This window comes from Enteractinococcus helveticum, assembly GCF_001657475.1.
GTDB lineage: Bacteria > Actinomycetota > Actinomycetes > Actinomycetales > Micrococcaceae > Yaniella > Yaniella helvetica.
In genome coordinates, this window is record NZ_LXEY01000021.1 from 153,697 (window position 1) to 166,162 (window position 12,466).

At 53.1% G+C, this 12,466-nt stretch carries 12 protein-coding genes; 4 read left to right on the top strand and 8 right to left on the bottom strand.

What is annotated here, in order from left to right; translation table 11 throughout:
• The first annotated feature begins 1 nt into the window (after position 1).
• Positions 2 to 634, top strand: a complete 633-nt coding sequence (locus tag A6F49_RS11185) for an MBL fold metallo-hydrolase (protein ID WP_043058354.1) — start codon at positions 2 to 4, stop codon at positions 632 to 634.
• A gap of 72 nt (positions 635 to 706) precedes the next feature.
• Here the strand turns inward: A6F49_RS11185 and A6F49_RS11190 are convergent, their stop codons facing one another.
• The 3 genes from A6F49_RS11190 to A6F49_RS11200 form a co-directional block, all read right to left on the bottom strand.
• Positions 707 to 1,549, bottom strand: a complete 843-nt coding sequence (locus tag A6F49_RS11190) for a thioesterase family protein (RefSeq protein ID WP_043058355.1) — start codon at positions 1,547 to 1,549, stop codon at positions 707 to 709.
• 80 nt (positions 1,550 to 1,629) lie between these two features.
• Positions 1,630 to 2,382, bottom strand: a complete 753-nt coding sequence (locus A6F49_RS11195; RefSeq protein ID WP_043058356.1) for a sulfite exporter TauE/SafE family protein — start codon at positions 2,380 to 2,382, stop codon at positions 1,630 to 1,632.
• Positions 2,383 to 2,385: 3 nt separating this feature from the next.
• Positions 2,386 to 3,804 (bottom strand): MBL fold metallo-hydrolase, encoded by a 1,419-nt coding sequence (locus tag A6F49_RS11200; RefSeq protein WP_043058357.1) that lies wholly within the window; start codon positions 3,802 to 3,804, stop codon positions 2,386 to 2,388.
• Between the two features lie 330 nt (positions 3,805 to 4,134).
• Here A6F49_RS11200 and A6F49_RS11205 point away from each other — a divergent pair, with 330 nt between their 5' ends.
• Entirely contained in the window at positions 4,135 to 4,416 is a 282-nt protein-coding gene (locus A6F49_RS11205; RefSeq protein ID WP_150119469.1) for a metal-sensitive transcriptional regulator, read from the top strand.
• 297 nt (positions 4,417 to 4,713) lie between these two features.
• Entirely contained in the window at positions 4,714 to 5,364 is a 651-nt protein-coding gene (locus A6F49_RS11210; protein ID WP_052504934.1) for a hypothetical protein, read from the top strand.
• 257 nt (positions 5,365 to 5,621) lie between these two features.
• Here the strand turns inward: A6F49_RS11210 and A6F49_RS11215 are convergent, their stop codons facing one another.
• The 5 genes from A6F49_RS11215 to nrdH form a co-directional block, all read right to left on the bottom strand.
• Positions 5,622 to 6,200 (bottom strand): DUF6512 family protein, encoded by a 579-nt coding sequence (locus tag A6F49_RS11215; RefSeq protein ID WP_043058359.1) that lies wholly within the window; start codon positions 6,198 to 6,200, stop codon positions 5,622 to 5,624.
• Between the two features lie 178 nt (positions 6,201 to 6,378).
• Positions 6,379 to 7,359 carry a class 1b ribonucleoside-diphosphate reductase subunit beta gene (gene nrdF / locus A6F49_RS11220; RefSeq protein WP_043058360.1) on the bottom strand — a complete coding sequence of 327 codons (981 nt, stop codon included), beginning with the start codon at positions 7,357 to 7,359 and terminating at the stop codon, positions 6,379 to 6,381.
• A 103-nt stretch (positions 7,360 to 7,462) separates the two neighbouring features.
• The gene (gene nrdE / locus A6F49_RS11225) at positions 7,463 to 9,607 is read right to left on the bottom strand and encodes a class 1b ribonucleoside-diphosphate reductase subunit alpha (RefSeq protein WP_043058490.1); all 2,145 of its coding nucleotides are present in this window, start codon (positions 9,605 to 9,607) and stop codon (positions 7,463 to 7,465) included.
• On the bottom strand, positions 9,607 to 10,044 hold the full coding sequence (gene nrdI / locus A6F49_RS11230; RefSeq protein WP_407643840.1) for a class Ib ribonucleoside-diphosphate reductase assembly flavoprotein NrdI: 438 nt from the start codon (positions 10,042 to 10,044) through the stop codon (positions 9,607 to 9,609). Before nrdI ends, nrdE begins: the two co-directional genes overlap by 1 nt.
• An 88-nt stretch (positions 10,045 to 10,132) precedes the next feature.
• Entirely contained in the window at positions 10,133 to 10,381 is a 249-nt protein-coding gene (gene nrdH / locus A6F49_RS11235) for a glutaredoxin-like protein NrdH (RefSeq protein WP_043058362.1), read from the bottom strand.
• A 563-nt stretch (positions 10,382 to 10,944) separates the two neighbouring features.
• Between nrdH and A6F49_RS11240 the strand changes: the two genes are divergently transcribed.
• Positions 10,945 to 12,459 carry a DUF1846 domain-containing protein gene (locus A6F49_RS11240; RefSeq protein ID WP_235604975.1) on the top strand — a complete coding sequence of 505 codons (1,515 nt, stop codon included), beginning with the start codon at positions 10,945 to 10,947 and terminating at the stop codon, positions 12,457 to 12,459.
• The last annotated feature ends 7 nt before the right edge of the window (positions 12,460 to 12,466 follow it).

Sequence of the window (12,466 nt, forward strand, 5' to 3'; positions counted from 1 at the left end):
CATGGCCAAGATTGAAAATATTGTAACCTCAGGAACGTTCTCCCTGGACGGTGGCACCTGGGATGTAGACAACAACGTCTACATCGTGGGTGATGACACCTCGGTGATCGTCATTGACCCGGCCCACGAGGTCGAAAAAGTCCGTGACGCGATCGGTGGTCGCAACGTGACAGCGATCCTGCTGACCCACGGCCACGACGACCACATTTCGGAAGTCATGAAACTGCGCGAAATGGTCGATGCACCAGTCCTGATCCATAAAGATGATCAGATGCTCTGGGACGCAACCCACCCCAACGATCAACCAGATGGTTACATCAGCGACGGCGATACTTTCGAAATCGCTGGCGTGACCCTGACCGCCATCCACACCCCGGGCCACTCGCCTGGTTGTGTGGTCTTCCACGCCCCTGAGCTGGAAGGCGGTGTGCTGTTCTCCGGTGACACCTTATTCAACGGTGGCCCCGGTGCAACTGGCCGTTCGTATTCGGATTTCGATGTCATCATCGAGTCCATTAAGAACAAGATCTTCCCGCTGCCCGAGCACACCAAGGTGTTGACCGGTCATGGTGATTCCACGGTGATCGGTGAAGAAAAACCGCACCTGGATGAATGGATTGCCCGCGGTCACTAAGCCGCATTTAAACGACTCGGGGCTCCACAATCGCAACAGATTGTGGCGCCCCGAGTGCATTTAATACAGGACTTATACGTCAGCGAGTCGAACCGTCTGGGATTGTTCGCTGCGACCCAGGACGCCGTCGGCGTCGTACAAGATGGCCGATGTGATACCGCCACCCGTTTGGCCAATATTGGCCGAGATCGCAAACCCGAGCCATTCACCAACCGGTGGACGCAAGAAGTGGATCGTTAGATCAACGTTGGCAAAAAAGACATTTTCTTCGGAGGGCTCTGCCAGCGGAGCCAACCCATTAGCGGTATCAGCCAGGCCAATGAGCTTGGCGAAGGAGGAGGTCTTTTCGCCTTCGATAATGTCCAGCTCGGTGGTGATCCACACGCGACCGTGGCCCGGTGCATGGTCCGGGAACTTTCGTGCCTGGATGGAACGAATAAACCCGCCGGGCCAACGCGTAGACATCTCATCCCAAGGTTTGGCCTCTTCAACCGGTGGCAGGTGCTCATCGCAAATATTTGCGACCCGGGACGTGTCAGAGGTGATGATCTTCCAGGTACGACCAACCAGTACGGCCCGACCTTGGGCATACACGGTGGACTGAATCAATTCGATGGTGCGTCCGGGGCGAATGGTTTCGGTAACGACTTTGACCTCACCGGCGTGCAGCTTGCCCAGAATATCGAAACTGATCCGCGACGTCAGAAAATCCTTGCGCGGATGATACGCTTCCAGTTCTGCAGCCACCAGACCCGAAACCGGAGCCATGTGCAGTTCATCTTCTTGCCACGCGCCCTGCGCGTGCTGTGTTGAGACAAAAAACGACGTCCGGACGTCTTCACTAATTTCGATAGGTTTAGTCCGGCGAAAATACGCAGTCTCGTGTGGTTGAGTTGCTTGGGGTGATGAGGTCATGAGCCTATCTTGCCAGAAACCTCAGTACCTTGTGAGATGTGGCACGGCAATGTTTCGTTGTTCGGTGACTGACTGCGAACTCAAATGAGTAACGGGATAAATTCGCTTCCGATAACGGAGATTCCCATGACTAGGACGAACCAACCGAATCCGGTTCGCAATGTGCTGGCTGGTATTTTGGCAGCAAGACGTGCCCCAAGCAGCGAACCGACAACGGCCAATGCCGTAAAAGCCAGAGTCAATGGCCAGTTGATACTTACAGCAAAGAGGTGTCCACCAAGTGCAGCGGCGTTTTTCATCACGATGGCTAGCAGCGAGGTACCGATCGCGAGGTGGACTGATAACCCGCCAAACATCACAAGCGCTGGCACAATCAGGAAGCCACCGCCGGCTCCGACCAACCCCGTAACAGCACCGACCCCTGCCCCAATCAGCAATGAGGCCCAGAGCTTCGGCATTGCCTTATCATCAGCTACACGTTGCTTTTTTCTGATCATATTGAACGAGGTGGCAATCATGATGACAGCAAAGAGACTCATCAGCAGGAACCCTGGAAGGAATTGCGCTGTCAAACCACCAAGAAAGGCTCCCACCATCGACGCCAGACCAAACGGTAGCCCCACGCGGAACGAGACGTGTTTGCCTTTCCAGTGTGGGATGAGAGCTGCTAAGGACGTCAGCGCGACGATGACCAGCGAGGAGGCGATGGCTTCCTGCGCTTCCATTCCCATGATGTATTTGAGAATGGGCACCGTCAGGATCGAGCCACCACCCCCTAACAGGCCAAGCGACAGACCTACCAGTATGGCGAGGACATAACCGGCAATGATCATGGTTTATGCCCTCGGGCGGGCTGGCACATTGCCGGGCTTGGCTGCCCAGGAATTGAAGTTTCCGTCGAGTTCGGCCACATCATAACCATATCGCCGCAGCGCCGAGGCTCCCACGGCAGCTCGTCGCCCGGAAGCGCAATACGTCACGATCGTGGCGTCGTCGGGTAGTTTCGATAAGTCCCAGATGACGCGGCTAACCGGCACTCGTTCGGCCCCCGGGATGTACCCTTCGGCAAATTCAGTGTTGTTTCGCACATCTAATAGGAACACGTCATCGTTCTCGGCCAGTTCATCCACACTCATGACCGGTACGCCCTGCCCCAACAATCCGTCAAGCGAGGTGGTGAATCCAGTGAGCCCATCCACACCAACCCGAATAAAGTGGTCACGATACCGTGCGGCGTCTTCGGCATCCTGTGCCAGAATCACCAGGTCGCGATGTTCGTCTTCGGGGTTGTACGCCCACGCAATGTGGGTGGCGGCTTTGGAAGCATCAGCAATGGAGAGGGCCCCGGCAACGGCGGCATCATATCGTTCGGTGTGATGCCGAGTGTCGACGAAGATCTTGTCGTCGTGGTCTAGCAGTGGTTTGAGCTCTGCAGGCGTATATTCGGTCAGTTCTGGCAGTTCGCCAAGAATTGCCGGACCTTGACGGTTTTGGACTTTCATCCGTGCAAAATACGCGTGGGCATCAGGCTGAGAGTTCAACAGCTCATTGACGAACCCGCCAATATCATTGTTTTGTACAAAAGGTGCCCACCATGAGAAATTGCGTTCGTATCCCACGGTTGTGGTGGGTACTGCACCAAGGGCCTTGCCACATGCAGAGCCCGCACCGTGTGCTGGCAAGACCTGCACATAATCGGGCAGCGGGAGAAAATGTTCACGTAGCGAAGCAAAGAGCTGCTGGGCGCCAACGAAGCGCGTATCTACGCCACCGGCTGCTTCATCCAGAAGATCTGGGCGACCCAGGTCGCCCACAAAAACGAAGTCGCCGCTGAGCATGAAGCCTGGTTCTGAGGCTTGCGCACCGTCAGTGACAAGGAAAGCCATGTGCTCTGGAGTATGGCCAGGAGTATGAACGGCTTCGAAAGTGATGTTTCCTATAGAAATTTTGTGGCCGTGCTTCATACGAACCGCGTCATCGAAGCCCTCACCGTAGAGCCAATCGGGCCCGCCTTCGTCTGAGACATAGACTTGTGCCCCGGTTGCATTGGCTAGTTCAAGGGTTCCCGAGAGATAATCCGCATGGATGTGGGTCTCGGTTACACCGATAATCTCCATACCTTCTGCTTCCGCCATATCGAGGTAGACCTGGATATCACGTCGCGGATCGACCACAATAGCGGTGTTGTTGGCCTGACAACCAAAGAAATAGCTGCCTTGGGCAAGATCTGGATCGTAGATGTGTTCAAGTAACATATTGGCTCCTTGTACTTCGTTGCAGGTGAGTTCTAGCGTCCGAATAACCGGGCCAAAATGCCCGGATTAGCTGCCCGAGCGGCAGCAATTTCTTGTTGAGAGTGCTTGCCGTTGCACCACTGCGCGGCTGGCACGGATGCCTTCACAACGTCAATGTGCTGGCCGCAACCAGCCCACGTCGTTTTTCCGCAAACATCACATTTCACTGATCGACACATTTATATCTTCCTCATACTGTTACGGGAGTTTACCTGTAAATACCCCCTGGGGTATACGAGACTATACTCCCTGGGGTATGCTGGAGGCAAGTTAACATCGATTTTTGGAGTGATGATGGTTCAGTCAACTGGATTAGAGAACGACCCCCAGGCTAAAAAGAAGGTAGTCAACCGCCTGCGTCGGGCACACGGTCAACTTGCGGCCGTTATTAGCGCAGTCGAAGATGACGCGCATTGCACAGAAATCATCCAGCAGCTGTCGGCCGTCTCGAAGGCCTTAGACCGTGCGGGCTTCTTGGTCATTTCTTCCGCACTTCAGGAATGTTTGACAGTCGGCAAGGTGCAAGAGGAAGATGTAGCACAGTTGGAAAAATTGTTCCTGTCGTTTGCTTAGGTTCAGGTCCATCTCACTACACTGTCGCCATGCTCCTGGACACCTCAACTCTGGTGAGAGACGGCAGTCAGCCAATAACTTGTGGAGGGCACCGCACTTCCCTAGTCCACGTCCTCTAACTTAAGCTGAGGTATGGTTTCTTGCTGCCCCGGGGCCCATATCTGAAGCGCATGAAGGCGTGTTCAATAGGCGATACGCCTGAAAACTGGCGAGCCAATACCCCTCCGTGGATTGACTCCTGCTGCCTCACGCATTGTTGAGGTTGTAACCGCAGCAGGGATGGATGCTTGTCTCTGATTGCTTGATGCAGGCGTTGAACTTGACCGCATCCGTTGGATTCGACCACGTGAAGCATGGTTCATCGACGGTGCCCAACTGCAACCGCTCAAGCAGGTCGGTGCTCTCATTGAGGGCGCAGCACACGAAGCTGAAGCGGGTGCTAAGGCGAGTGACGTCACCGATCTTTTCCGCCGCCTAGAAGACGCCGGGCGGGTCATGCGTTTGGATGAACATCTCGAACCAAAAATGTATCGCGTGACCATGCTCAGTCGTGCTGAGCTCATGGATTTACGACAGATTACCGGGGTGATCCGCCGCGGTCACGTGCGGGCGGTCGAGCAGAGGCGCGTCATGCTCGATGACGGCGAGCTGAGCATCTCAATCGATGAGCTCCTCATCGATAGTTCCGCTTATGGGCTCGCTGCCTCGCCGAAGGTGCAGATTTTCCAAGACAATAAAATTATCCTGCAGCAGATCAGACATGCCTCGCCTACCTTCAATGCAGCGCTTATTGCCTTTCTGGAAGTACACCGAGACGATAACAATGAACGAAACCGACTAGCGCCACCGAACGTCTCTACCAATAAACCCTCCGATATTCTCATGATGCTCGTCCGTACGTGGGTCGCCGCCGATCATTGGAGAAGTGAACCTGATGTGAAGAGCTAGATAGCGCACAGCCGACTGAAGCTGACGCGAGGTGTTAGCACGAGAATGGACGATCCGCTGGGGCGCGCCGCGGTTGAGCGATACGTCGCGCATCTACCTAAGACAATACAAATATGCGAGCCCTTGCGAAAGTGTAGCAGTGCTATTCATTAATATGCTCCGAGACCGGATGGGCAGATACAGCGGGATCGGTAGGGCTTCATCGTTTCAGCATATTGCGCAGAGTGAGGGTCTCGAAAGCGAACAAGACTAAAATACTATTCATAACAAGTTTTTTTCAGAATCTCATAGTCTGGGTGTGCATGGAGCCCATATTTTTCGGTGATCGGATCGATGAAGACGTCTGGTTCACTCGGCGGTCGAAGAGTAAAACGAAGAAACGCAACGAGTAACCCGCCGAGAAACACGACCGCAAATACAACTGTCACCCATGAAGGATCGAGTTGTTCTAAGACCAATACGAATAATGTCTGGGCGACGGCGATGATCACGAAGAAGGTAGCGATGTCCAACCAAAGGATGTTCCGCTTTGTGATGCTCTTGTAAAGAAATACGATGCCAATCATGCTGATCGGCAATGAATAAAGCGCGATCGTCGCGGCAGGGAGGAATGCAGGATACTGATAGCCGCCAGCTGCGAATAAGATTATCTGCAGGAGTACCACGGGCCAGATAGCGATTTTAATGTGTTCCCAGTAGCTCTCGTTGACCGCGCTGAAAATTGCAGCAAGTCTATTATGCCCTGTCCAATCAAACGTGAAGTGAAGTAAACTCCCCACAAAACTCAGCGGTAGGATCATCCACCAACTGACAGTAACCAGGGTTTCAAACGCCATGCACACACCGTAGCACCCTTCGGTGTAGAGCGTCTATTGGTGGTTCAAGTGACTTTTCCGTCACCAATACATGGTCTCTGCGATTGTGAAGAAGTCGCTAAAGACGCCCCGGACCTGCCAGAGATCGCAGATCCGGGGCGTGATCAGGTTTTATAGCAGAAGCTTCAAAGAGCGGTTCTTAGAAGTCCCAGTCGTCGTCTTCGGTTTCTTCTTTAGCACCGATGACGTAGGAGGAGCCGGAACCGGAGAAGAAGTCGTGGTTCTCGTCGGAGTTCGGGCTCAGCGCTGACAGGATCGCAGGGTTCACGTCGGTGACGGAGTCCGGGAACATGGCTTCGTAGCCCATGTTCATTAGCGCCTTATTAGCGTTGTAGTGCAGGAACTTTTTGACGTCTTCGGACAAGCCCAGTGGGTCGTAAATGTCGTGGGTGTAGGCCACTTCATTGTCGTACAGATCCTGGAGCATATCGAAGGCGAATTCTTTGAGTTCTGCTTCGCGTTCTGGGGTTTCGGTTTCCATGTTGCGCTGGTATTTATATCCGATGTAGTAGCCGTGGATTGCTTCGTCACGGATGATCAATCGGATGAGGTCAGCGGTGTTGGTCAGACGTGCCTGCGAGGAGAGGTACATCGGCCAGTAGAAACCGGAGTAGAACAGGAAGGATTCCAGGATGACCGACGCGATTTTGCGTTTCTGTGGGTCATCACCTTCGTAGTGCTTGATGATTTCGTGGGTTTTGTACTGCAGTGTAGGTTCGTCGCGAGTCCAACGGAAGATATTGTCGATAGCTTCGGTCGACGCCAGGGTGGAGAAAATCGATGAATACGATTTGGCGTGGACGGCTTCCATGAACACGATGTTGGAGAGCACGGCTTCTTCGTGCAGAGTCAGCGCGTCTGGGAGCAGCGAAACCGCTCCGATGGTGCCCTGAATGGTGTCAAGCAGGGTCAGGCCAGCGAAGACTTTCATAGAAACTTCGCGTTCGTCGTCGGTCATTTTGGACCAAGACTGCAGGTCGTTGGACAGCGGGACCTTTTCGGGCAGCCAGAAGTTTGTGGTGAGACGGTTCCAGACTTCGAGGTCTTTGTCGTCTTGAATTTGGTTCCAGTTGATTGCCTGGTACGTGGGGATGCGCTGCGCTACTTCTTCAGGAGTCATGCAACTTTCTTTCTACGATTTTAATTTCAGACGCTGATGCTTACCTGAGAAAGTGTGCCGCTTGACGCGTCGTCGGTCAAACGGCACACCCTCGTGTGTTGGCTTACAGCATGCAGGATACGCAGCCTTCGATTTCAGTTCCTTCAAGCGCCAGCTGGCGGACCCGGACGTAGTAAAGGGTTTTGATGCCCTGGGTCCAGGCGTAGATCTGGGCTTTGTTGACGTCACGTGTGGTGGCGGTGTCTTTGAAGAAGAGTGTCAACGACAGACCTTGGTCAACGTGCTGGGTTGCAGCAGCGTAGGTGTCGATGATTTTCTTGTAACCGATTTCGTAGGCGTCTTCGAAGTATTCGAGGTTGTCGTTGGTCAGGTACGGAGCTGGGTAGTAGACACGACCCAGGCGTCCTTCTTTGCGAATCTCTACCTTCGAAGCCACCGGGTGAATCGACGAGGTCGAGTTATTGATGTATGAAATCGAACCCGTTGGTGGTACTGCCTGCAAGTTCTGGTTGTAGATCCCGTGCTCCATGACGGAGGCTTTGAGCTCTTGCCAGTCCTGCTGAGTCGGAATGTGGACATTGGCATCGATAAAGAGCTGTGCAACTTTATCGGTGGCTGGTTTCCATTCCTGATCGGTGTATTTGTCGAAGAATTCACCGGATGCGTATTTGGAGTCTTCGAATCCGCCGAAGGTCTCGTCGCGCTCGATGGCAATCTTATTGGATGCGCGCAGTGCGTGATAGACCACGGTGTAGAAGTACATGTTCGTGAAGTCGATGCCTTCTTCAGAACCGTAATGGACTTGTTCACGAGCAAGGTAGCCGTGCAAGTTCATCTGACCGAGACCAATTGCGTGAGACTGGGAGTTGCCTTTAGCAATCGATGGGACAGAGGAGATATCTGACAGGTCAGATACTGCGGTCAATGCGCGGACTGCCGTTTCGATGGAGCCACCGAAGTCTTCGGAGTCCATGGTCTTGGCAATGTTCATTGATCCTAGGTTGCACGAAATGTCTTTTCCGACGTGGTCGTAGGACAGATCTGCGTTATAGGTCGATGGGTCAGAGACCTGCAAGATTTCCGAGCACAGGTTCGACATCGAGATGCGACCCTTGATCGGGTTGGCTGCGTTGACGTGATCTTCGAAGACCATGTAGGGGTAACCAGATTCGAACTGGAGTTCAGCAACGGTTTGGAAGAAGTCACGCGGTTTGATCTTGGTTTTCTTGATCCGTGGATCGTCAACCATTTCGTAGTACTTCTCGGTGACCGAGATTTCGCTGAATGGCATACCGTAGACGCGTTCAACATCGTATGGGCTGAACAGGTACATTGGTTCGTTCTTTTTGGCCAGTTCAAAGGTGATGTCTGGGATGACGACACCCAGCGAGAGCGTCTTGATGCGAATCTTTTCATCAGCGTTTTCGCGTTTGGTGTCCAAGAACGTCATGATGTCTGGGTGGTGTGCGTTCAGGTACGCTGCACCTGCTCCCTGACGTGCACCAAGCTGGTTGGCGTAGGAGAAGGAGTCTTCTAGCAGTTTCATGACAGGCACGACACCGGAAGACTGGTTTTCAATCTTCTTAATAGGTGCACCTTGTTCACGCAGGTTGGTGAGGTTTAGTGCGACCCCGCCACCACGTTTGGACAGCTGCAGCGAGGAGTTAATACCGCGTGCAATGGATTCCATGTTGTCTTCGACACGTAGCAAGAAGCATGAGACCAGTTCGCCACGCTGTTGTTTACCAGCGTTCAGGAAGGTCGGGGTGGCCGGCTGGAAGCGGCCCAGGATGATTTCATCCACCAGGCTGCTTGCCATGGCTTGGTCACCGCGCGCTAGGTACAAAGCGTTCATAACGACGCGATCTTCGTAGCGTTCCAGGTAGCGTTCGCCGTCAAAAGTCTTTAGCGCGTAAGAAGTGTAGAACTTGAAAGCGCCCAAGAATGATGGGAACCGGAATTTGTGAGCGTATGCCTGATCGTAGAGGCCAAAGACGAACTCTTCCGGGTACTGTTCGAAGGTTTCTGCTTCGTAGTAGTCGTTTTCGATGAGGTAATCGATCTGTTCGCGACGACTGTGGAAGAATACCGTGTTCTTGTTAACGTGCTGCAAGAAGTATTGACGTGCAGCAGCATGATCGGCTTCGAACTGGATCTCACCGTTTGAACCATAGAGGTTCAAAATAGCGTTCAGTTCGTGGTATCCGAGGCCTTTCCAGGCCTCAGGAAGCTTCTTAGCCGACTGAATTAGTTCTGCTTCAGTGAGTGTTGTTGCCAAAATGCATCCAATCCTTCACGAACTTTGGTGACATCCGTAGGGGTGCCCATGAGTTCGAATCTATACATAACCGGGACGTTAGTCTTAGCCGAAATGATGTCGCCGGCAAGACAGTAGGCGTCGTAAAAGTTTGTGTTTCCAGCAGCGATGACGCCTTGAATCAGCTCTCTGTTGTTTTTGACGTTCAGGAACTTAATGACCTGTTTGGGTACAACCCCTGGCCCTTTTCCTGCACCGTAGGTCGGTAGCATCAGAACGAATGGTTCTCGTGCGTACAGTGTGGGGTCTCGGGTAATCAACGGCAACCTTGCGGTGTCGCCTTCTTCTAACCCGAGCTTCTCCACGAAACGATGAGTGTAACCGGACACCGAGGAGAAGTAGATCAGATTCGCATGAGTCTCGACCATATCTTGCGATTCTGGAGACTTAACGAATGATCTATCCTGCACCTGGGCAGTCATTAGATCCCTGCTTTCAAAAAAGTTAAAGAAAAGCTTATGCAACGGTCGAGGCGGCGACGGCGGCCTCGAGGGTGGCGATTTTGTCAGGGCGGAAGCCTGACCAGTGATCAGAGCCTGCCATGACAACCGGAGCCTGCATGTAACCCAGGGCGCGGACACGTTCTAAAGCATCCATGTCCTGCGACATGTCGATGACGTTATATTCGATGCCTTTTTTATCCAATGCGCGCACGGTTGCGTTGCACTGGACACATGCTGGTTTGCTGTAAACGGTTACGGTCATGATCTCTCCCTAAGTCGTTGCCTTCGTGCCGGTCTACGCCGCCGTCCTCAAGAAAGTCGAAGGGGCTCTCGGCTGTTCTGTTGAATTCTTGGTGAACGCCTTATCGGGCTCAACCACTGTATTAATACTACATCTAGGGATTGAGAACGCAAGGCACAACTAGATGTTGTGCTCACGTGTTTGACATTCACCCACAGGGTTCTCCACAGCCTTGTCACCAGAATTCCACAAGTACCCCCATTGATACTTCGGCATCCTGGTGCGGGACTAGTGCAGCGTGCAAAAAGTTCTCCACATTCCCACATCAAGGACAAAACCCGTCAATCCACAGAAAAAGAAATTTTCGACACGGCGTGTTGCGCCCCGAAATCACCAGTGATTGTGTTCCACAACCGTGACAACCACAACAAATTGTGGTGTACGGGATATTAAGGGCGTCGGTCAACAGATGGGATCTTAGTTTCCGAAAGGCAAATTGAGCGCCTCTTCTCCGTGATGTTTGACCCACAACTGGGATCTGACCATGGTCCATGGAACAATGGTGTCTCGTGGACGCTGAGAACTTGACTAGAACGACATCATTTCGCCCCAATATCGGTTTCGACTCGCAAAAATACATTAAATTGCAGTCGCAATTCATCTCTCAGCGACGTCAGCAGATCGGCAACAAGCTGTATCTGGAAATGGGCGGCAAACTCTTTGACGACCTGCACGCCTCGCGCGTCCTGCCCGGTTTTACCCCGAATAATAAGATTTCCATGCTCCAGCAGCTCAAAGATGAGCTAGAAATCATGATGGTCCTCAACGCCAAGGATCTGGAATACGAAAAAGTTCGGGCCGATCTCGGCATTACGTACCAAGATGAAGCCATGCGTCTCATTGATATCTTCCGCGATGAGGGCTTCATGATCGAACATCTGGTCATCACGCAATTATCGGCAGATTTTTCCAACGCCCTGGCATTTAGTGATCGTATGCAACGTGCCGGGCTGAAGGTAACGCATCACTACCCTACCGCTGGGTATCCCACTGACACCGAGACCATCATCTCGCCTGAAGGCTTTGGCCAGAACGAGCACGCGCAAACGACCCGTTCACTCGTTGTCGTGACTGGCCCTGGGCCTGGTTCAGGCAAACTGTCTGCTTCGTTGTCTCAGATTTATCACGATTATCAACATGGGATTCGTTCGGGGTATGCAAAATTTGAGACATTCCCCATCTGGAATCTACCCCTGCAGCATCCGGTGAATCAGGCCTACGAGGCTGCAACCGCAGATCTTGACGACAACAACATCATCGACCCCTACCACCTTGCGGCGTATCACGAACAAGCCGTCAGCTATAACCGCGACGTCGAAGCGTTTCCGCTGTTAAAAGCGATGTTAGAGAAACTGTATGGGGAATCTCCCTATCAATCGCCGACCGATATGGGAGTCAACATGGTCGGGCATTGCATCAGCGATGATGCAGTGTGTGCTGAGGCTGCCCGGCAGGAAGTCATCCGGCGCTGGTATAAGGCTCGCGTTGAAGAGCGTCGCGAAGACACCGCCGATCACACCGTGTCGTCGCGTATCGAAGTCATCATGAAACGCATCGGCGTCACCAAAGAAGATCGTCCAGTGGTGACGCCTGCCATAGAACTGGCCGAGCGCACTGAACAGCCGGCAAGCGCGGTGCAATTACCCGATGGCACCATCTTGACGGGCAAGACCTCGGATCTTTTAGGCTGTTCTGCAGCCATGTTGCTCAATGCGTTGAAGTACATGGCCGGCATTGACGAAGATGTCCATCTGCTGCGTCCTCAGGCGATCGAACCCATCCAAACGCTGAAGACACGACACCTGGGTTCGGTCAACCCCCGGTTGCATACCGACGAAGTCCTGATTGCGCTGTCGGTGTCGGCTGCTGAATCCGATGACGCTCGCAAAGCGATCGCCGAGCTGCAGTATCTGCGAGGCTGCGACGTCCACACCACCACGATTCTCGGTTCGGTAGATGAATCTATGTTCCGCCAGTTAGGCATGCTGATCACTGCTGAGCCAATATACTGGCGGAAATCGCTGTATCACCGCAGTTAGCCACCCG